Below are 20699 nucleotides of genomic sequence, written 5' to 3'. Positions count from 1 at the left end.
AATAAAAAATCGTAAATTATAGTTTATCTTTGTACAAAATATATCTCAAGATGAGCAGACAACAAGGTGGCAGTAAAAAAGGAAAGGCTTCAGGACGTGGAACAAATAATACACGAAGTACAAGTTATGCAAGAGGAAATGCACCTATTAAAAAGAAGGTGGCAACAAGCGAGCCTAAAACACCCAATAAAAAATCGAATCCGGACGAAATCCGTTTAAATAAGTACATTGCGAATTCGGGCATTTGCTCGCGTCGCGATGCCGATATGCACATTTCTACAGGGTTGGTTTCTGTAAATGGTAAAATTGTAACCGAAATGGGGTATAAGGTGAAGTTAAACGACGAGGTTCGTTTTGATGGAGGTAGAGTAAATCCAGAGAAAAAAGCTTACGTTTTACTAAACAAACCTAAAGGATTTGCTACCACTACTAGTGAAGGTAAAGGCCGTACTGTAATGGATTTAGTGGCCAATGCAACCACTTCAAGAATTAAGCCAATTGGACGTTTAGGAAGAAACTCCTTAGGGTTAATCTTATTTACGAACGATGAAGATATTGCTAAAAAATTCACGAATTCTAAAAATGGTGTTCCAAGATTGTTTCATATAGAATTGAATAAAAACTTGAAACACGAAGATTTTAAGAAAATTCAAGACGGTTTTAAAATTGAAGGAAAGCTAGTCGCGGTAGAAGAAATTAGTTATATCGATAAAGCCTCTAAAAAAGAGATTGGCTTAAAAATTAAAAATACAGGTAGTACTATTATCCGTTCTATTTTTGATTATTTAAAATACGACATCGAAAAGATTGATTGCGTTAGTATTGGGCAGCTTACTAAAAAGGATATTCCTCGTGGACACTGGAAACACTTAACAGAACAAGAAGTTATTAGTCTCAAAATGTTGTAAATCAGCATGTAAAAGTTTTTCAAAAAAATCGAAAAAAAGCTTTTTTTTTCGATTTTTTATAGCACATTTGTACAAGCATTTAGCTGAACATAATGAAAAGTGTTTGTATGTTCGGGCTTTTGAGGATTAGGAAGTCATATTCAAAAGCGGCTTATAAGATGAGCAACCGAATTTTAGAGCTAACTTCCGCATACTCCATTGTAAAAAGCCAACATGTGTTTGGTTTTATGCCTACAACCCAAAGTCAAATTCAGATTTGATAAATAGTTAACATTTTTAATTTTGTTACGTATGCTAGTCTGCGTAAATTAAATTTTTTTAACAACTATTTTTCAAAACACACACATGAATACTAAATATATTGATCTTATAAATCAATCCTTTTACTTCCCACAGGAAGAATTTAAATTACGAAATAAAACTTTAGAATTTCACGATATCGACTTAATGAAATTGGTAGAAGAATACGGTGCACCTTTAAAATTCACCTATTTGCCTCAAATTTCAAATAATATAAACAGAGCTAAAGGCTGGTTTGCAAGAGCTATTGAAAAAAATAATTATAAAGGCAAGTACAATTACTGTTATTGCACAAAAAGCTCGCATTTTAAACACGTGTTAAACGAAGCTTTAAAAAACGATATTCATATTGAAACGTCTTCTGCTTTCGATATAGATATTGTAGAGCGTTTAAAAAAGGAAGGAAAAATTACCGACGATACCTATGTTATAAGTAATGGGTTTAAACGTGCGCAATATGTTACTAATATTGCACGATTAATAAATAACGGCCATAAAAATGCAATTCCTATTATCGATAACTATGAGGAAATCGACTTATTATCGCAAGAAATTAAAGGTAATTTTAATGTAGGAATTCGTATTGCTTCAGAAGAAGAACCAAAATTCGAGTTTTATACGTCTCGTTTAGGAATTGGATATAAAAACATAGTGCCTTTTTATAATCGTCAGATAAAAGATAACCCGAAAGTAGAGCTTAAAATGCTTCACTTTTTTATCAATACAGGGATTCGCGATAATGCTTACTACTGGAACGAATTAGTAAAATGTTTAAAAGTTTATACGGCATTAAAAAAGATTTGTCCAACATTAGACAGTTTAAATATTGGTGGAGGTTTTCCTATTAAAAACTCGTTAGCTTTCGAATTCGATTACGAATATATGGTTGATGAAATTTTAAACCAGATTAAAGCGGTTTGCGATGAAGAAGAGGTAGATGTTCCAAATATATTTACAGAATTTGGTAGCTTTACCGTAGGTGAAAGTGGAGGGGCTATTTACGAAGTCTTATATCAAAAGCAACAAAATGACCGTGAAAAATGGAATATGATTAATTCATCTTTCATTACAACCCTACCAGATACTTGGGCTATAAATAAACGTTTTGTTATGTTGCCTATTAACCGCTGGCACGAAAGTTACGAGCGTGTATTATTAGGTGGTTTAACTTGCGATAGCGACGATTATTACAATAGCGAACAGCATATGAATGCCATTTATTTGCCAAAGTATAATAAAGATAAGCCTTTGTATATAGGGTTCTTTAATACAGGTGCATACCAAGAAACTATAGGTGGCTTTGGCGGTTTACAACACTGTTTAATTCCGTCGCCAAAACATATATTAATTAACAGAGACGAGGACGGAAACCTTGTTAAAGAAGTATTTAGCGAACAACAAAAAAGTGAAGACTTACTTAAAATATTAGGTTACAATGAGCAGTAAAACTTATGCTGGAATTCCTCAAGAATATGCAAAATTAGAAACTTCTAAAATTGTATTAATTCCAGTGCCATACGACGGAACAAGCACATGGCAAAAAGGAGCAGATAAAGGGCCAGAAGCCTTTTTAAATGCTTCAGAAAACATGGAAACTTACGATATAGAAACAGCAACCGAAGTTTACCAACAAGGTGTTTTTTTAGCCGATGCTGTTACCGAAAATAGTTCGCCAGAAGCCATGGTAGAGGCGGTGCACAAAACCACAAAACACTTTATAAAAAAGAATAAGTTTGTAACACTTTTTGGAGGAGAGCATTCTATTTCTATTGGTTCTATCCGGGCCTTTAACGAGTGTTTCGATAATTTAACCGTGTTACATATCGATGCGCATGCCGATTTACGTAAAAGCTATCAAGGTTCTGCCTGCAACCATGCTTGCGCGGTTTACGAGGCTAGCCAGACCACCAATTTAATTCAAGTTGGTATCCGTTCTATGGATGTTAAAGAAACCACGGTTTTAGATCCCGAAAAAACGTACTTTGCACATGAGTTAGCAACTAACGAGTTTTGGATAGATAGTGCTATCGATCAAATGACAGATAATGTATTTATAACTTTCGATTTAGATGCATTCGATCCGTCTATATTGCCAAGTACGGGTACACCAGAGCCAGGAGGCTTATTTTGGTATGAAACCTTAGACTTTTTAAAGAAAGTTTTTACAGAAAAAAACGTAGTAGGATTCGACATCGTAGAGCTTTGTCCGAATAAAATTGAAAAATCTTCAGATTTTCTTGCTGCAAAATTGTATTATAAAATGTTGAGTTATAAATTTATGGGTGAAAACGTAGAAGACGATTACGATAACACTTACGAAAGTAAAGCTCAAAAAAATAACGTTACTAAATTTAATGATGATGAGTACTAAAGGAGCTATTTCAAATTTTATAGAAAAATATTATCTTCACTTTAACGCAGCAGCTTTGGTTGATGCCGCTAAAGGTTACGAAGACCAATTAAATAAAGGTGCTAAAATGTTAGTGTCTCTTGCGGGAGCAATGAGTACAGCAGAGTTAGGAAAGATTTTTGCAGAAATGATTCGTCAAGATAAAGTGCAAATTATATCTTGTACTGGAGCAAATCTTGAAGAAGACATCATGAATTTGGTGGCACATTCACATTATAAACGTGTTCCTAATTACCGCGATTTAACGCCTCAAGAAGAGTGGGATTTGTTAGAAAAGGGCTTAAATCGTGTAACAGATACTTGTATTCCAGAAGAGGAAGCATTTAGACGTTTACAAGAACATATTTTCAAAATCTGGAAAGATGCAGAAGCTAAAGGTGAGCGTTATTTACCGCATGAATATATGTACAAAATGTTGTTGTCTGGAGTGTTAGAAGAGTACTACGAGATCGATTTAAAAGATTCTTGGATGTATGCTGCTGCCGAAAAAAATCTACCTATTATCTGCCCAGGTTGGGAAGATAGTACCATGGGTAACATTTTTGCAAGTTACGTGCTTAAAGGCGAGTTAAAAGCAAGTACCATGAAATCGGGTATAGAATATATGACATTTTTAGCAGATTGGTATACCGAAAATTCTGAAAATGGTATTGGATTCTTCCAGATTGGAGGCGGAATTGCAGGAGATTTTCCAATATGTGTGGTACCTATGTTATATCAAGATATGGAACGTACAGATACACCATTTTGGAGTTATTTCTGTCAGATTTCAGATTCTACAACCAGTTATGGTTCGTATTCTGGAGCTGTACCAAACGAAAAAATCACTTGGGGAAAACTAGATATAGATACCCCGAAATTTATTATAGAGAGTGATGCAACCATAGTTGCACCATTAGTTTTTGCTTATTTATTAGATATGTAATCCCATTTATTAAAAAATGAAACGAGTAATTGTTGACTACCAAAAATTGAACGAAGATATTTTAAATCTTCTTGTAGAAAAATTTCCTGATGGTTATGATGATGCAGATATTATTTCCTTCAGAAATGCCAAAAATGAAGTTGTTGAAGCTGTAGAAGTTAGAACAGAAGACACTGTTTACCTAGTAAAAGTAGGGGTGCGCCTGGCACAAGCTATGGTGAATTTTATTGAAGACGACGACGATGATGTAAGCCCAGATGATAACGTTGATTTTGATGAAGTAAAAGCTGAAGATGGAGATGATGATGACGACGACGATCAGGTAAACGATATTGAAGACGAAGACGACGAGGACGACGACAAAGACTAAATATTATGGAAGCTGTATTTAAATCCTATAAAAACGGGTATTATACCTTTATATTTCAAAATGGTGAAGACATGATTTTCGATGAAATTCACCCTCGAGCTTTAAAACAGTTCGATTTAAAGAACGATAAAAGTTTCGTCGATCAGACCTTTAAGGTCACTTTTGTTGAAGTACCAGGAGATTCAGACGATTCTGTAATTTATAGAATCGATAATTTAAAGCTTGTATCGTAAACAAGCGCTAATAGTTAAGCGATACTAATAAAGTACATTTGCTCTAATAGAAGTAGCACCAATGTATTGGAACGGTTTTGGTATGCCTTTCAATGAAATGTGACTTCATTAGAGAAATATACTGTAAGTTTAATAGAAGCCTAACATATAAGACGAGTTATATGTTAGGCTTTTTTTGTCGTCTCTACCTAAATTAAGATGTTGGAGCCTAGACCTTCAAAAAAACATAAGTGTTTAATTATTTGGTTGTATTCCGCTTGAACTAACTCCCCAAAAATTAATTTGCTTTTTTAAAACAACTTCATAAATAAAGGCACTATACACAAATACATATTCTAAACCAATTACCCACAAATTTTCAGTATTATCGGCATTTGCATAGGCCAGATAACTAAAAATAACAACTAAGCTCCAAATTAAAGGGAATTTATAGTTTGTAAATACCGCCAATATTACTAATAAACTAATATACCAAGGGTGTACTGTAGTGCTCATAAAATAGTAAATCGTTATTACAAGCAGCATATTCACCATAAGATTTTTAATATGTTTTAAAGGCGCTTTGTAGGTTAAAATAGTAATATAAATAATAACTAATACAGCCATTATTGGGCCTAAAAGTTTAATCTTATTATACCCTGTAAAGGCATAGCCAATCCCCTTTACGATATTAAAAATACTCGCATTAAACTCGAAATTTTTAAACCATAAGCCTACAGTTTCGGTGTAATTGCTTATAAATTCCATACTCATAAACGGAAGAAATAAGGCGATATTAATAATGCCCACAATGGCGCAGAACAACAGGCCTTTTTTCAATCTTAGATATTTTAAAATTAAAGGAAGAAAGATAAGCGGAATCAGTTTTGTGGCTACAGCTAATGAAAATGTAACGGCCGCCCATTGCCACTTTAATTTTTGTAACAGATATAAACTTATAACCAGAAAGCAAATCATAACACCTTCAAAATGTAAATTCCCAGTTAGTTCTATAATTATAAAAGGGTTAAGTATGTACCAAAATATATAGTAAGTGGGTAATTTAAGGTGTTTCAGTAATTTACTTCCAAAATATAGTGTTACGATATCTGCACAAATAATAAGCAGGCGCATAACAACTACAGCGCCTAAAATAGATTGCTTAGCAAATAGCGCTGCCAAAAAATAACACAACTGACTTACAGGAGGGTAGTTTGTAAAATGAGAAGCGCTTAATGCACCCATACCTTGATATAAGTCTTGGGCTTGAGCTATAGGAAATTCATCGTTTAAAATAAATGAATCTGGAGTGTGTAGAAAGGGGTTAAAGCCTTCGAAAAGCATACGGCCGTCCCAAATAAATCTATAAAAATCTTGAGATAAATTGGGAATGGATACTATAAAAATCACTCTAAACAAAATAGAGTAACGCCATAATGCCTTGGTGTTGTTTCTGTTAAATTGAATCAGTTTGACACTTAAAAAGAACAGTGCAAAATATAGGATGATAAGTTTAGCATAATCTGTTCGTACTAAATTGTAGGCAAAACTGCTGTAAAATATTCCCGTTACAAACACAATTAGGAGTTGAAATGTTAGCGTTTTGTTAAGGGGGAATTTTAAACTCATAATAAAATATTAATCGAATTAATTTTCTGATTCTTAGGTAAATGTGTAATTTAAAACGTTTGAAATTCCACTGTAAATTAGTCTGTTTTACATGATAACTATCATAATTTAACAAATAATAGTAGTGTAATTTTGTATAGTACCTTATAAATAAACCCTAATTAACAATTTTAAAATGAATATTTCACACATTGAACACATCGGAATTGCAGTCGAAAATTTAGAAGAATCCATACACTATTACGAAAGTGTTTTAGGATTAAAATGCTATGCAATCGAGGAAGTCGAAGACCAAAAGGTAAAAACGGCTTTCTTTCAAGTAGGAGGCACAAAAATTGAATTATTAGAAAGTACATCTCCAGATGGTCCTATAGGCAAATTTGTCGCTAAAAAAGGTCCAGGTATGCATCACATTGCATTCGCTGTTCCAGACGCAACAGAGGCTTTAAAACAAGCAGAAAACAGTGGTGTTGCATTAATTGATAAAATCTCTAGAAAAGGTGCTGAAGGGCTTAACATAGGGTTTTTGCATCCTAAATCTACACATGGGGTGCTTACAGAACTGTGTTCAAAAGAAAAATAATCATTTTAAAGAAATATCATACTCATGGCAAATCAAGAAAAAATTAATGAGCTCATTGAAAAAAGGGCCAAAGCAAAACTAGGTGGTGGAGAACGACGAATAGATTCTCAGCATGCGAAAGGGAAGTTAACCGCTCGCGAGAGAATAGATATTCTTTTAGATGATGACAGTTTTGAAGAATTTGATATGTTTGTTACCCACCGAACCAAATCTTTCGGATTAGATAAGCAAATCTATTTATCCGACGGTGTCATTACAGGACATGGTACTATAGATGGAAGAATTGTTTATGTATTCTCTCAAGATTTCACGGTGTTTGGAGGTTCCCTTTCTGAAACCTATGCTTTAAAAATATGTAAGATTATGGATATGGCCATGAAAATTGGTGTGCCTGTAATCGGATTAAACGATAGTGGTGGGGCGCGTATCCAAGAAGGGGTGAGATCGCTTGCAGGTTATGCCGAAATTTTTCAGAGAAATATAATGGCCTCAGGTGTTATTCCTCAAATTTCTTCCATATTAGGGCCTTGTGCTGGTGGAGCAGTATATTCTCCTGCGTTAACAGATTTTACGATCATGACCGACCAAACGAGTTATATGTTTGTAACGGGACCTAAAGTGGTGCAATCTGTTACAGGTGAAGTTGTTTCTACAGAACAGCTAGGTGGTGCAAAAATACATTCTACAAAATCTGGAGTGTCGCATTTTTTAGCCGATAACGATGAAGAGAATTTATTGTTAATAAGAAAGTTGTTAAGCTATTTGCCTTCAAACAATTTAGAAGAAGCTCCAACGGTTCCTTGCGATGATCCTATAGACCGTTTAGACGATGCTTTAAACGAAATTATACCAGAAAATGCCAATCAGCCATACGATATTGTAGATGTAATTTCTATCCTTACCGATAATGGAGAATTTACAGAAGTACACAGAGACTATGCGCGAAATATAGTTGTTGGTTTTGCTCGATTTAATGGGCGCTCTGTGGGTTTAGTTGCTAATCAGCCTAAATATTATGCGGGTGTTTTAGACTGCGAAGCGTCAAGAAAAGCAGCGCGTTTTGTTAGATTCTGCGATGCCTTTAATATTCCAATTGTAACCTTAGTCGATGTGCCAGGATTCTTACCAGGAACAGGACAAGAATATGGTGGTATCATTTTACACGGTGCCAAATTGTTATTTGCGTACGGCGAAGCTACGGTGCCAAAAGTAACTATTACCCTGCGTAAATCTTATGGTGGAGCGCACGATGTAATGAGCTGTAAGCAATTACGAGGCGACCTAAATTATGCATGGCCAACTGCAGAGATTGCAGTTATGGGGGCTAAAGGTGCAGTAGAAGTGTTAGAAGGTTCTAATATTAGAAAAATTGAAGATGCCGACGAGAAATTGCATTATATAGAAGAAAAGGAGAACGAGTATAATACAAAGTTCGCGAATCCGTATGTAGCAGCGAAGTATGGTTTTATTGATGATGTTATAGAGCCAAGAAATACACGATTTAGAATAGTAAGAGCCTTAGAGTTGTTAGCCAATAAAAAGGAGGTAAATCCGCCTAAGAAACATTCAAATATTCCACTATAATGATACATTTTTTAGCGTTAACAGAATTTACAGAACCTATGGTAGACCCTATAGAAGAGGGTTACATCATTTTAGTTACGGGATTGCTCATTGTATTTAGTGGATTAATCCTTTTAACCTTAATCTTTAAGTATGCTTTGCCTTTTATGTTATACATCTACAAGTTGATTTCTAAAGGGCCAGATAAGAAGATTTCCGAAATTTCTCCCAAAGTAAATGAAGAATTTACGGGCGAGATTGCAGCGGCTATTTCTGTAGCCATTCATTTGCATTTAAGTGAACAGCATGATAATGAAAATGCCATATTAACTATAAAACAAGCTCGAAAAATGTATTCGCCATGGAGTTCTAAAATCTATGGGGTTTATAACAAACGGTAGTTGGCGAGTGTTTTTTGAAGATTTAAAAGAAAGATATACAATGAAAAATTTCACATTCAATATAAATGAAAACAGTTATAGTGTTCGTATCGTTTCGCAAGAAAACAACACTATTAACCTAGAGGTGAACGGAACCGCTTATGCTGTTAAAATGAAAGAAGAGGTTAAAACCATAAAAACACCAACCTTGGTGCGAACGCCTTCAAAAGCGGCTATAGAGCCCGTTAAAATAAGCAGTGCAAGTTCAGGGAAAATTAAAGTTGAAGCTCCTATACCTGGTGTTATTCTAGGTTTAAATGTAAAAGTTGGCGATACGGTTAAAGATGGTGATTTGCTTCTAGTTTTAGAGGCCATGAAAATGGAAAACAATATTACGTCTGAGAAAGCCGGAGTTGTTACTGCCGTTAACGTTGCTGTAGGGCAACAGGTATTACAAGGTGAAGTGATGATAGAATTAGAATAGCATTAAAGCATAGTATTTCAATAGTATGAAAGCACTATGCAATTCAAAACAAAAAAAAATGAAAAAAATAATATTAATATTTGGAGTTCTATCGCTACTCGTGTTTATAAGACCTGCCTTAGGGTTAACTTTAAATGCGGCAACTAATACAGAGACTACGTCTGTAGTGAGTCAAGAAACATCAGAAAAAAGTTTTGTTTCTGAAGCGATAGGCGGTATAAAACAATTTTATAAATACACAGGTTTTGCGAATTCTACCGGAGGAAATATCATCATGATTATTATTGGTATTGTGTTTATTTACCTCGGTATAAAATTCGATTACGAGCCTTTACTGCTTATTCCTATTGGTGCTGGTGTAATTATAGGAAATATTCCCTTTGTCGCAGGCAATCAAACCGGTATTTACGAGGCCGGATCGGTGCTAAACTATTTGTATTTTGGTGTTGTTAAAGGTATTTATCCGCCTCTTATATTTCTCGGTATTGGGGCAATGACGGATTTCTCCTCGCTTATAGCAAACCCGAAACTAATGCTTTTAGGAGGTGCTGCTCAAATAGGGGTTTTTGCCACTTTTTTAGGAGCGCTTTACTTAGGGTTTAATTTGCCAGAAGCTGGAGCTATTGGGATTATTGGTGGAGCAGATGGTCCAACAGCCATTTTCTTATCGTCTAAACTTGCCAACGGAGTTAATATACTCGCCGACGGTACAACTGTTAAAAACTTAATCGGACCCATTGCTATTGCAGCCTATTCGTATATGGCATTAGTACCGGTAATTCAGCCTCCAATCATGAAATTGCTTACTAGCAAAAAAGAGCGTTTAATTCGTATGAAACCTCCAAGAGCAGTTTCTCAAAAAGAAAAAATGATTTTCCCTGTAGTAGCTTTATTATTAACAACGTTTATTTCGCCAAGTGCATTACCATTATTAGGAATGTTATTCTTCGGAAACCTATTAAAGGAATCTGGAAGAACAGAGCGTTTAGCGGATACAGCTCGTACTAAAATGATCGATATCGTAACCATTCTTTTAGGGGTTACAGTGGGAGCTTCTACACAAGCCGATATCTTTATTACAAAAGATTCATTGCTGATATTTGGACTAGGAGCCATTTCATTTGTTATCGCTACTATGGGAGGTTTATTATTCGCAAAGTTTATGAATTTATTCTTAAAAGGCGACGAAAAAATCAATCCACTTATTGGAGCCGCAGGTGTTTCTGCAGTGCCAGACAGTGCCAGAGTGGTACATGCCGAAGGTTTAAAAGCCGATCCGCAAAACTATTTATTAATGCATGCCATGGCACCTAATGTTGCAGGTGTAATTGGTTCTGCCATTGCAGCGGGTATTATTTTAAGTTTCTTCGGGTAACAGGATTAAGGATGTAATAGAAATGCAATTTTAAATTTTTTTATCATGAACATTCCAAATAAAATGTCTGCTCAAGAGGCAGTGAAGTTAATTAAATCGGGGGATCGTGTTTTAATTCAAGGTGGTTCGGCAACACCTCAAACGCTTATTCAAGCTATGGTGGCTCACGCTCCAGAATTAAGAGGTGTAAACATTGTGCATCTGCATACCGAAGGAGCCTGCGGATATATCGCTCCAGAATTAAACGATAGTTTTACTACAAGCGCTTTCTTTATAGGGGGAAATGTTAGAAAAATGATTGGTGTTACAGCCGATTATATTCCAATATTTTTAAGCGATATTCCAAGTTTGTTTCGTGAAGGTTACATGGACTTAGATGTTGTGTTGGTAAACGTATCTCCTCCAGATAAACACGGGTTTTGCTCTTTAGGAGTCTCGGTAGATATTGTGATTTCTGGGATAGAAATGGGTAAAAAAGTTATTGCACAAATTAATCCTAAAATGCCAAGAACCTTTGGTGATGCCATTGTAAATATCAATCAATTTGCCGCATGTGTAGAGGTTGAAGAGGATATCTACGAAATGAAATTTGTAGATCCTTCTGTAGAAGAAAAAGCCATTGGTAAACATGTGGCTAGCATTATAGAGGATGGGGCAACGCTTCAAATGGGAATCGGAGGTATTCCGAATGCCGTATTAACTTATCTAACAAATCATAAAAATTTAGGAATTCATACCGAAATGTTTTCCGAAGGCATCGTAGATTTGGTTGAGAAAGGCATTGTAAACGGTTCTCATAAAAAATTAAATCCTTATAAAATAGTATCTGGGTTTGCTATGGGAACCAGGCGGTTATACGATTTTATGGACGATAATCCCGAAATAGAAATGTTAGACATCGCTTATGTAAACGACACCTCTATAATTCGCCAAAATCCGAAGGTAACGGCCATTAATTCGGCAATTGAAATTGATATTACTGGGCAAATTTGTGCCGATTCTATTGGCACACGTATGTTTTCTGGAGTTGGCGGACAAATGGACTTTATGCGGGGCGCTGCCTTGTCTAAAGGCGGAAAACCTATAATAGCTGTAAATTCTACAACCTTAAAAGGCGTGTCTAAAATTGTTCCTACTTTAAAGGAAGGTGCAGGAGTGGTAACCACTAGAGCGCATGCACGATTTATAGTTACCGAATTTGGTGTTGCAGATTTATTTGGGAAAACACTGAAACAACGGGCACAAAATTTAAGAGACATTGCACATCCAGACCATAGAGAAACTTTAGATAAAGCTATTTTTGAAAGATTTGGAAGTAGCATTATGGTTTAATCACGTAATACACATTGTATGAGCACTAAAAAGAAGACACTTTTTTCCAATTTTAATCCGGTTACTAAATCTGAGTGGTTGGAGAAAGTTAATATAGATTTAAAAGGCGCAGATTTTAATAAAAAATTAGTTTGGAAAAATTTAAGCGCTATTAATATTCAGCCATTTTATAACACTGAAGATGCTCTAAGTTATCTTAAAAACACGGGTGAAAATGCACAAGCCTTAGTGAACTATAGAAGTATTAAAGTGACTGCTGCAGATGAGGCAAATGCTTTGGCATTAAAAGCTGAAGAGGAAGGTATGAACGGTTTGGTTTTTCAGTTAGATGAAACTTGCTCGCCTTCAGAATTACTAAAAGGTATCAATTTAAATACAACAGCAATCGCTTTTGTAATCACCCCAAATACTATCGCTTTTGCTACAGATTTTTTCGCCTATGCTAAAAATAACGTAACAGACACATCCAATTTAAAAGGATATTTCGACCTAGGGATGGTATCAAATTATGTGACTACAGCGAAGCTGGACCCACAGGTATTTGAAACTTTAACAAAAGTGATGACTCTAGGTAAAGCATTTTCTAACTTTAAATGTGTAACCATTTCTGGAACCACGTTTTTAGATTCGGGAGCGAATCAAGTTCAAGAAATTGCGTACACCTTAAATGCCTTGGTGTATGTTATAGAGCAATGCGAAGCTCAGGGAGTTTCGGCAGAATCTGTGTTTAACAGTTTACACGTGCAATTGGCCATTGGATCGGAGTATTTTGTTGAAATGGGTAAATACAGAGCTTTAAACAGCTTGCTTCATAAAATTGCAGAGACCTATGGCGTTTCTAAAATCGATTATACGCTAACGGCAAAAACATCGGTTTGGACCAAATCTGTTACCGATGCACATACCAATATGTTGCGCGCCACTACCGAAGCTATGTCGGCTATTTTAGGGAATGTCGATGGAATATTAGTCGATGCTTATGATAGTGAATTTAATGCAGCTTCAGATTTTTCAAGTAGAATTTCAGGAAATATAACAACAATCTTAAAAGAAGAATCGTACTTTGGAAAAGTATCAAATCCGGTAGATGGATCGTATTATATCGAAGAAGTAAGTACTCAAATTGCGCAAAAAGCCTTAGATTTATTTAAAGAAACTGAAACTAAAGGTGGTTTTGTTGCGGCTTTCGAAAAAGAGTGGATTCAAGAACAAATAGCAGAAATTCGTCAAGAAAAAATAAAATTAATTAGCCAAAGACGCTTACCTATGGTTGGAGTTAATAAATATCCAAACCTAATGGAAACCGTTAATGCAAAGGTGTTATCTTCGTTACCCGAAAATCATTTAAAGGTGTTAACACCAAGACGCGCCGCTTTAGAAATTGAAGCCTTGCGTAAAATATCGGAGGCTATGGTGGGCGAAGCGGGGAAACGCCCTATTATCGAGCTCGCTAGTTTTGGAAATTTAACCATGCGAAAAGCAAGAGCTGCCTTTGCATACGATTTTATGGGAGTTAGCGGTTTTAATGTTTGGCAAGAACAAAGTTATGAGAGTGCCGAATTGGCTGCCGAAGCTAGTGCAAAATCAGAATCGCGTGTGGTTGTAATTTGTAGTTCAGATGCAGATTACGAGGTAAATGCTTTGCCATTTGTTAAAAAGTTTAGAGCTTTAAATCGTGATAAAGTATTATTGTTAGCGGGTAATCCGGTAGCTATTTTGGACGATTTAATTCAGGCAGGTTTAGATGGCTGTATTCATATGAAATCTGATGTAATAGACACGATTTCTAAGGTTCAGAATAAAATTCAGAAGCATATTAACAGTAGTGCTGTGAAATCGTAACGTTCAATTTAGAAGACGCATGCTAGCATATGACTGTGGAATAACAAAAAATGAAACACATGAGACCAGATTTTTCAAATATAACATTAGACACAACTTCAAAACAAGAAGCTGTGCCTTCAAATAATACAGACGTTTGGAATACTCCAGAAGGGATTCCTGTAAAAACACATTTTACCGAAGAGGATATTAAAGATGCCGAGCACCTTAAGTTTGCGGCTGGTTTACCACCGTTTACAAGAGGACCTTATAGTACGATGTATGTTACTCGGCCTTGGACAATTCGGCAATACGCAGGATTTTCTACAGCCGAAGAGTCTAATGCATTCTACCGACGTAACTTAGCTGCCGGACAAAAAGGATTATCTGTAGCTTTCGATTTGGCAACACATCGGGGTTACGATTCAGATCATCCTAGAGTAACAGGAGACGTGGGGAAAGCAGGTGTAGCCATCGATTCTATTTTAGATATGGAGATTTTATTCGACCAAATTCCTTTAGATAAAATGTCTGTGTCTATGACCATGAATGGTGCCGTTTTACCAATTATGGCATTCTATATAGCAGCGGCCAAAAAACAAGGTGTTGCGTTAGATCAATTAAGTGGAACCATTCAGAATGATATTTTAAAGGAGTTTATGGTGCGTAATACGTACATATATCCGCCTTTACCATCTATGCGTATCATTGGTGATATTTTTGAATATACAACCAATAACATGCCTAAGTTTAACTCTATTTCTATTAGTGGTTACCATATGCAAGAAGCTGGAGCAACGGCAGATATTGAGTTGGCGTACACCTTAGCCGATGGTATGGAATATATTAGAACAGGTTTAAAATCGGGTTTAAAAATAGATGAATTTGCACCGCGATTATCATTTTTCTGGGCGGTAGGCATGAATCATTTTATGGAGATTGCTAAAATGCGTGCTGCGCGTATGCTTTGGGCAAAAATTATAAAACAATTTAATCCGAAGAACCCAAAATCTATGGCTTTACGTACTCATAGTCAGACGTCGGGTTGGAGTTTGAGTGAACAAGATCCGTATAATAATGTGGCTAGAACCTGTATCGAAGCTATGGCTGCAGGATTTGGAGGGACACAATCTTTACACACCAACGCTTTAGATGAAGCTATAGCGTTACCAACAGATTTCTCTGCGAGAATAGCTCGAAATACACAGATTTATATTCAAGATGAAACGCAAATGACTAGGGCTGTAGATCCTTGGGCAGGTTCGTATTATGTAGAGTATTTAACTCAGGAGATTGCTAAAAAAGCTTGGGCTCTTATTGAAGAAGTTGAAACTCTTGGAGGTATGGCAAAAGCGATTGAAACAGGAGTGCCTAAAATGCGCATTGAAGAAGCTTCGGCGCGTAAACAAGCCCGTTTAGATTCTGGTCAGGATGTTTTAGTAGGGGTTAATAAATTTAAAACCGATGAAAAATCGACTATGGAAATTCTTGAAGTCGATAATACAGCGGTTAGAGATTCGCAGATTGCACGATTGAAAAAATTAAAGGATAATCGTGACCAAACAGTCGTTGATGCATGTTTAAAAGCATTAACAGATTGTGCGGGAACAGGCGAAGGAAATTTATTAGAATTGGCCGTAACGGCTGCAGAAAATTTTGCAACCTTAGGAGAGATTTCAGATGCTCTAGAAGTGCATTTTGGTCGCCATAAAGCAGATACAAAACTAATTAGTGGTGTGTATAGTAAAGAAGTTAGCGATGATTCAACATTTGCATCGGCTTTAAAACTCGCCGATAAGTTTGCAGAAATAGAGGGGCGTCGTCCGCGCGTAATGATTGCCAAAATGGGACAAGATGGTCATGATAGAGGTGCTAAAGTAGTGGCCTCTAGTTTTGCAGATTTAGGATTTGATGTCGATATGGGGCCATTATTCCAAACACCGGAAGAAGTTGCAAAACAGGCCATAGAAAACGATGTGCATTTTGTAGGTGCTTCTAGTTTGGCAGCAGGTCATAAAACTTTAATTCCGCAATTAATAAACGAATTAGAAAGATTAGGAAGACCAGATATTATGGTGTTTGCTGGTGGAGTAATTCCGGAGCAAGATTACAACTATTTATTCGATCGAAAAGTGGTTGCCATTTTCGGGCCAGGAACAGTGATTTCTAAGTCGGCCATTACCATTTTAGAAAAATATTTAGAACACGAAGAAGTTTAAGATGTTTTTATTGTTGACAAAAAACCCCATTGCAGATGTATTTGTAATGGGGGTTTTTTATGTTTTAAAATGAAAGGGTTTATTCATTTCTTTATTTCATATTCTCAAATAATAGCTTTAACTCCTCTTCACTGTCGACAACTTCTCCAATTAAATTTAGTTTTTCAACCATTTTCTTAGGCATATTTAATTCATGTACTACCTCTGGGAATGCGTCTCTTATATTTAGGCAGATAAAATAAATTATACCAGAAAATAAGTTTTTTTCTGATAATGTATTCGGTATTTTATATTCATACATTTCAGTTTCATTGGAAAAAAATGAATTATTTTTTATCCTAAAATTATGCGCTATAAGATGGTTTCTGAAGTTATATAAATCTTTCCATTTATTAATTCTCTTTATACCAGCTCTGTTTTGTTGCCTTACCCTTGCTATGGTCTCGTGATTACAGGATTTTAAATACCCTACATTAAAAAAATCATTGTATTCGTCTAAAAAAGAACAAAAAAGAAGAATAGAATAATTAGCCAATACGCCGCTTGTAGCTAATTTTAAATTAAAATTTTTATCAAAATAATTTTCTAATTTAATTTCTTCGAGAGTATGTTGGTGTCGATTTATTTCATTTAAGCTTTCTACTGTTAAATTAATTTGAGACTGAAGATGATTTAATGTCGTTATAACTTCTTTAAGCTTTTTGTCTTTCATAAGTTTCAAATTTAATCATCTCCTCTCACTATTCACTAATTGTATCAAATTGAATTGTACTATTATAATTTATATACTTTTTTTAAAAGACTCTATGATAGATTGTGCTGCTTTTACAGGCGATATTTTTGAAGATACAACATCGGTTTCCAGTTCGGCAAGTGTATTTTTTATAGCGGGAGATCCGTAGAATAATTGTTTTAATTCTTCGTTTATGTTGTTATACATCCACTTAATGTTTTGCTGATTTCTGTTTTTAGCGAAATAGCCATTTTGGTCTACCAAATCTTTATATTTTAGGACTTCATCCCAAACCGAATCTATTCCCGTGTTTTTAGTTGAAGATGCTTTGGTTACTACAGGTGTCCAGCCCGACTCGGGTTGCGGGAAGATGTGTAAGGCATTTTGATACTGTAGTCGTGCCATTTCACTTTTCTTGATATTATCGCCATCAGCTTTATTTATTACCACCATATCTGCCATTTCCATGATGCCTTTTTTTATGCCTTGTAATTCGTCTCCGGCACCAGCGAGCATTAATAGTAAAAAGAAATCGGTCATGCCATGAACGGCGGTTTCAGATTGACCAACACCAACGGTTTCTATAAGGACGATGTCGAAACCTGCAGCTTCGCAAAGCAACATAGTTTCTCCTGTTTTATTGGCTACGCCTCCCAAAGTGTCACCAGAAGCCGAAGGCCTGATGTAAGCCTTGTCGTTATGACTTAAATCTTCCATTCGGGTTTTATCTCCAAGAATACTTCCTTTAGACCGTTGACTGCTTGGGTCTATCGATAAAATGGCCACTTTATGGTTAAGCGTGGTTAGGTATTTGCCAAAAGCTTCTATAAAAGTACTTTTTCCAACACCAGGAACACCGGTAACTCCTATACGCATGGAGTTTCCTGCATGAGGTAAAATAGCCTGAATAATTTGTTTAGCAAGAATTTTATCGCTTTCTAGATTACTTTCAATGATTGTGATTGCTCGAGAAAGTATAACACGATCGCCATTTAAAACACCATCTATATATTGTTTCGCTGTTAATCTGTTTTTAGGCTTGTAAACTTTCATCTTGAGGCAATAATTTAATCTCTTATCTAAGTGATGGGTGTTTTACAAAGATACTTATAAAGCAAAAAAACACCATGTTTACGAGGCTGTTTTTTGAGGTTTTAGCCTTGTAAAATTGATGTTTTTTGCGTTAGCGATTGCAGAGGAAATCCTTTTGCTTTTTAGCAAAAGATTGAAACGAAAAGCGCGACCCTTGGGGAACGCCCAAATTATGCTTTAGATGTTATAGATTTAAAGAATACATAACCGAATCCTAAGAATAACATGAGGTGAAATGGGAAAAGTCCGAAATCACCACCTTGGTCTCCAACTACAAAGGCACTGTACATTCCGAAGGCGAAATACAGGGTTAGTACACCTTCGAAAAGAACGTTTAAAGAGATGTTTTTCTTGATGTATTTGTTGTCTTTCCAGCTGTCTTTTAAGGTGCTAATATTAAATTTTGGTGTGCGTACAAATTCACTTCTTTTTCCTGCATGTCCTTCTAAAACGGCAATGGAATTATGCAGCGAAAAGCCCATAGCTACGGTGAAAAATGTGAAAAACATACCAATGTATTTCAAGAAGTTTTTAATGCCACCACCATAAATGTTTTTGTACATAAACCAATAACAAATAAAGAAAATAACGCTACTTACCACAAAGAAACTCATAACATAAAAGTAGGGCTTTAAGTGGGCGTATTCGTTTTTAATATACAACATCGGGATGCTTAAAACAGCCACGATAAATACGTTTAAAAACATTGTGCTGTTTAGTAAATGAAGTACGCCGTGAAGTTTTGTTTTTCCAGAAATGTTTTCAGATTTTAATACACGCCAAAGCATTTTTCTAAAATTTTCGGCACCACCTTTATTCCAACGAAATTGCTGAGAACGTGCAGCGCTAATAACTACTGGAAGTTCGGCAGGAGTTTCTACGTCTTCTAGGTATTTAAATTTCCAGTTTTTAAGTTGCGCACGGTAACTTAAATCTAAGTCTTCGGTAAGCGTGTCGCCTTCCCAGTTTCCAGCATCAAGAATACAGGCTTTTCTCCAAACTCCAGCAGTACCGTTAAAATTAATAAAATGACCTTTACTGTTTCGTCCCACTTGCTCTAAAGTAAAATGTGCGTCTAGAGCAAATGCTTGAATGCGAGTAAGTAAAGAATATTCGCGGTTTATATGGCCCCAACGGGTTTGTACTACACCTATATTTCTGTCTTTAAAATACGGAAGCGTACGGAGTAACCAGTCGGATTCGGGTAAAAAATCGGCATCGAAAATGGCTATAAATTCACCTTTAGCAATTTTTAAACCTTCTTTTAAGGCACCAGCTTTAAATCCGCTACGATCTGTTCTAGTTATATGAACAATATCTAGTCCGGTAGCTTTCAATTTTTCTACGTGCGAATTTGTTGTGGCTACGGTTTCGTCTGTAGAATCATCTAAAACTTGGATTTCTAATTTATGCTTAGGATATTGTATGGTAGCAATATTTTCTAGCAAGCGATCCATAACATACATTTCGTTATAAACGGGTAACTGAATAGTTACAATTGGAAGATCTTGTTCTTTAGAGATGTCTAAAGGCGGTAAATTTGTGTCTTTCTTTTGAGCAGAAAGGTAGTTTAATAATAAATTCAACTGTGCTAAAGCATACATAAAAATGAGTGCTAAAGATGTTGAGTAAATGGCAATTATAATTATTTCAAGTATCATTTTTTGAGGCTATATTTAAAAATCCAGTACAAGATTTTTGCGCCGGCAAATATAGCACCTTTTATTGTACCAGACACTTTTGAAACACCAATTCTGTTACGATATTTTACAGGAATTTCGCGATATGTAAATTTTTGCTTTAAAACCTTTAATTGCATCTCTACTGTCCAGCCATAAGTTTTGTCTATCATATTCAAATTCAGTAGCTTATCGTATTTTATGGCGCGAAAAGGGCCTAAATCTGTAAAGGTTGAATTAAAAAATAGTCGCATTAAAAATGTTGCCAACCAGTTTCCAAATTCTTGTGGGATAGTCATAGAACCAGGTTCTCTAAGATTTTTCGTACGTGCACCAACAACAAAATCGATATTTTCTTCTAGTATGGGCGCTACTAAATCTGTTAACTGTTCAGGGTAATCGCTATAATCGCCATCTAAAAACACAATGATATCTGGTTTTGTAGTTTGCTTAGCAATGTAATCCATCCCTTTTAAGCAGGCATAACCATAGCCTTTATTTGTTTCTGTTAAAACCGTTGCTCCTGCTTTTTCGGCATTCAGCACCGTTTGGTCTGTGGAGTTATTATTTACAACAATAATTTCATTGACATAGGCTGGGATATCATATATAACCTTTGCTATAGAATCGGCTTCGTTATAAGCCGGAATAATAACTTTAATATTAGGCATTAACTAAGAGTTT

The 20699-nt window shown here is 35.6% G+C and carries 19 protein-coding genes; 14 read left to right on the top strand and 5 right to left on the bottom strand.

Annotation, left to right across the window (positions count from 1 at the left end):
* The first annotated feature begins 50 nt into the window (after positions 1-50).
* The 6 genes from A9D35_RS08715 to A9D35_RS08690 all read left to right on the top strand — a co-directional run bounded on the left by A9D35_RS08715 (position 51) and on the right by A9D35_RS08690 (position 5146).
* A complete protein-coding gene (locus A9D35_RS08715) occupies positions 51-908 on the top strand; it encodes a pseudouridine synthase (RefSeq protein ID WP_066221704.1) in 858 nt (285 codons plus the stop codon).
* Positions 909-1253: 345 nt separating this feature from the next.
* The gene (locus A9D35_RS08710) at positions 1254-2654 is read left to right on the top strand and encodes an arginine decarboxylase (RefSeq protein WP_066221698.1); all 1401 of its coding nucleotides are present in this window, start codon (positions 1254-1256) and stop codon (positions 2652-2654) included.
* Positions 2644-3579, top strand: a complete 936-nt coding sequence (gene speB, locus A9D35_RS08705; protein WP_066221694.1) for an agmatinase — start codon at positions 2644-2646, stop codon at positions 3577-3579. Before A9D35_RS08710 ends, speB begins: the two co-directional genes overlap by 11 nt.
* Complete coding sequence (locus tag A9D35_RS08700; RefSeq protein WP_066221690.1) at positions 3569-4543, top strand: deoxyhypusine synthase family protein; 975 nt, start codon at positions 3569-3571, stop codon at positions 4541-4543. The genes speB and A9D35_RS08700 overlap by 11 nt, the downstream gene beginning before the upstream one ends.
* 16 nt (positions 4544-4559) lie before the next feature.
* Positions 4560-4913 (top strand): hypothetical protein, encoded by a 354-nt coding sequence (locus tag A9D35_RS08695; RefSeq protein WP_066221687.1) that lies wholly within the window; start codon positions 4560-4562, stop codon positions 4911-4913.
* Positions 4914-4918: 5 nt separating this feature from the next.
* Complete coding sequence (locus tag A9D35_RS08690) at positions 4919-5146, top strand: hypothetical protein (protein ID WP_066221684.1); 228 nt, start codon at positions 4919-4921, stop codon at positions 5144-5146.
* A 234-nt stretch (positions 5147-5380) separates the two neighbouring features.
* On the opposite strand, the gene A9D35_RS08685 is transcribed toward A9D35_RS08690, so the two are convergent.
* Positions 5381-6754, bottom strand: coding sequence for an MptA/MptB family glycosyltransferase (locus A9D35_RS08685; RefSeq protein ID WP_066221681.1), 1374 nt, complete (start codon positions 6752-6754; stop codon positions 5381-5383).
* A gap of 175 nt (positions 6755-6929) precedes the next feature.
* On the opposite strand from A9D35_RS08685, the gene mce reads away from it, so the two are divergent.
* From mce to scpA, 8 genes are read left to right on the top strand one after another with little or no spacing between them, the layout of a single operon-like run.
* Positions 6930-7337, top strand: a complete 408-nt coding sequence (gene mce / locus A9D35_RS08680; protein WP_066221678.1) for a methylmalonyl-CoA epimerase — start codon at positions 6930-6932, stop codon at positions 7335-7337.
* Between the two features lie 24 nt (positions 7338-7361).
* On the top strand, positions 7362-8921 hold the full coding sequence (locus tag A9D35_RS08675; RefSeq protein WP_066221675.1) for an acyl-CoA carboxylase subunit beta: 1560 nt from the start codon (positions 7362-7364) through the stop codon (positions 8919-8921).
* The gene (locus A9D35_RS08670; protein WP_066221672.1) at positions 8921-9301 is read left to right on the top strand and encodes an OadG family protein; all 381 of its coding nucleotides are present in this window, start codon (positions 8921-8923) and stop codon (positions 9299-9301) included. Before A9D35_RS08675 ends, A9D35_RS08670 begins: the two co-directional genes overlap by 1 nt.
* A 40-nt stretch (positions 9302-9341) precedes the next feature.
* The gene (locus A9D35_RS08665) at positions 9342-9764 is read left to right on the top strand and encodes a biotin/lipoyl-containing protein (RefSeq protein WP_066225968.1); all 423 of its coding nucleotides are present in this window, start codon (positions 9342-9344) and stop codon (positions 9762-9764) included.
* A 58-nt stretch (positions 9765-9822) separates the two neighbouring features.
* Entirely contained in the window at positions 9823-11139 is a 1317-nt protein-coding gene (locus A9D35_RS08660) for a sodium ion-translocating decarboxylase subunit beta (RefSeq protein ID WP_066221670.1), read from the top strand.
* Positions 11140-11184: 45 nt separating this feature from the next.
* Positions 11185-12471, top strand: coding sequence for an acetyl-CoA hydrolase/transferase family protein (locus tag A9D35_RS08655; protein WP_066221667.1), 1287 nt, complete (start codon positions 11185-11187; stop codon positions 12469-12471).
* A gap of 18 nt (positions 12472-12489) precedes the next feature.
* Positions 12490-14313, top strand: a complete 1824-nt coding sequence (locus A9D35_RS08650) for a methylmalonyl-CoA mutase family protein (protein WP_066221664.1) — start codon at positions 12490-12492, stop codon at positions 14311-14313.
* Between the two features lie 59 nt (positions 14314-14372).
* Positions 14373-16511 (top strand): methylmalonyl-CoA mutase, encoded by a 2139-nt coding sequence (scpA, locus tag A9D35_RS08645; protein WP_066221662.1) that lies wholly within the window; start codon positions 14373-14375, stop codon positions 16509-16511.
* Positions 16512-16602: 91 nt separating this feature from the next.
* Here scpA and A9D35_RS08640 read toward each other — a convergent pair whose 3' ends face one another.
* The 4 genes from A9D35_RS08640 to A9D35_RS08625 form a co-directional block, all read right to left on the bottom strand.
* Positions 16603-17223, bottom strand: coding sequence for a hypothetical protein (locus A9D35_RS08640; protein WP_066221659.1), 621 nt, complete (start codon positions 17221-17223; stop codon positions 16603-16605).
* Between the two features lie 69 nt (positions 17224-17292).
* Positions 17293-18297, bottom strand: a complete 1005-nt coding sequence (gene meaB / locus A9D35_RS08635) for a methylmalonyl Co-A mutase-associated GTPase MeaB (protein WP_066221657.1) — start codon at positions 18295-18297, stop codon at positions 17293-17295.
* A 209-nt stretch (positions 18298-18506) separates the two neighbouring features.
* Positions 18507-19997 carry a cellulose synthase family protein gene (locus tag A9D35_RS08630; RefSeq protein WP_066221653.1) on the bottom strand — a complete coding sequence of 497 codons (1491 nt, stop codon included), beginning with the start codon at positions 19995-19997 and terminating at the stop codon, positions 18507-18509.
* On the bottom strand, positions 19994-20686 hold the full coding sequence (locus A9D35_RS08625; RefSeq protein WP_066221650.1) for a glycosyltransferase family 2 protein: 693 nt from the start codon (positions 20684-20686) through the stop codon (positions 19994-19996). The genes A9D35_RS08630 and A9D35_RS08625 overlap by 4 nt, the downstream gene beginning before the upstream one ends.
* Between the last annotated feature and the right edge of the window lie 13 nt (positions 20687-20699).

Source organism: Formosa haliotis (genome assembly GCF_001685485.1).
Lineage (GTDB): Bacteria > Bacteroidota > Bacteroidia > Flavobacteriales > Flavobacteriaceae > Formosa > Formosa haliotis.
Note: the sequence above shows the minus strand (reverse complement) of the source record. Positions and strands in the feature narration are given on the sequence as shown.

Excerpts from the sequence above, each read along its gene's own strand:
- A9D35_RS08715 (WP_066221704.1), top strand. The coding sequence starts at position 51 with ATGAGCAGACAACAAGGTGGCAGTAAAAAAGGAAAGGCTTCAGGACGT.
- A9D35_RS08710 (WP_066221698.1), top strand. The coding sequence starts at position 1,254 with ATGAATACTAAATATATTGATCTTATAAATCAATCCTTTTACTTCCCA.
- speB (WP_066221694.1), top strand. The coding sequence starts at position 2,644 with ATGAGCAGTAAAACTTATGCTGGAATTCCTCAAGAATATGCAAAATTA.
- A9D35_RS08700 (WP_066221690.1), top strand. The coding sequence starts at position 3,569 with ATGAGTACTAAAGGAGCTATTTCAAATTTTATAGAAAAATATTATCTT.
- A9D35_RS08695 (WP_066221687.1), top strand. The coding sequence starts at position 4,560 with ATGAAACGAGTAATTGTTGACTACCAAAAATTGAACGAAGATATTTTA.
- A9D35_RS08690 (WP_066221684.1), top strand. The coding sequence starts at position 4,919 with ATGGAAGCTGTATTTAAATCCTATAAAAACGGGTATTATACCTTTATA.
- A9D35_RS08685 (WP_066221681.1), bottom strand. The coding sequence starts at position 6,754 with ATGAGTTTAAAATTCCCCCTTAACAAAACGCTAACATTTCAACTCCTA.
- mce (WP_066221678.1), top strand. The coding sequence starts at position 6,930 with ATGAATATTTCACACATTGAACACATCGGAATTGCAGTCGAAAATTTA.
- A9D35_RS08675 (WP_066221675.1), top strand. The coding sequence starts at position 7,362 with ATGGCAAATCAAGAAAAAATTAATGAGCTCATTGAAAAAAGGGCCAAA.
- A9D35_RS08670 (WP_066221672.1), top strand. The coding sequence starts at position 8,921 with ATGATACATTTTTTAGCGTTAACAGAATTTACAGAACCTATGGTAGAC.
- A9D35_RS08665 (WP_066225968.1), top strand. The coding sequence starts at position 9,342 with ATGAAAAATTTCACATTCAATATAAATGAAAACAGTTATAGTGTTCGT.
- A9D35_RS08660 (WP_066221670.1), top strand. The coding sequence starts at position 9,823 with ATGAAAAAAATAATATTAATATTTGGAGTTCTATCGCTACTCGTGTTT.
- A9D35_RS08655 (WP_066221667.1), top strand. The coding sequence starts at position 11,185 with ATGAACATTCCAAATAAAATGTCTGCTCAAGAGGCAGTGAAGTTAATT.
- A9D35_RS08650 (WP_066221664.1), top strand. The coding sequence starts at position 12,490 with ATGAGCACTAAAAAGAAGACACTTTTTTCCAATTTTAATCCGGTTACT.
- scpA (WP_066221662.1), top strand. The coding sequence starts at position 14,373 with ATGAGACCAGATTTTTCAAATATAACATTAGACACAACTTCAAAACAA.
- A9D35_RS08640 (WP_066221659.1), bottom strand. The coding sequence starts at position 17,223 with ATGAAAGACAAAAAGCTTAAAGAAGTTATAACGACATTAAATCATCTT.
- meaB (WP_066221657.1), bottom strand. The coding sequence starts at position 18,297 with ATGAAAGTTTACAAGCCTAAAAACAGATTAACAGCGAAACAATATATA.
- A9D35_RS08630 (WP_066221653.1), bottom strand. The coding sequence starts at position 19,997 with ATGATACTTGAAATAATTATAATTGCCATTTACTCAACATCTTTAGCA.
- A9D35_RS08625 (WP_066221650.1), bottom strand. The coding sequence starts at position 20,686 with ATGCCTAATATTAAAGTTATTATTCCGGCTTATAACGAAGCCGATTCT.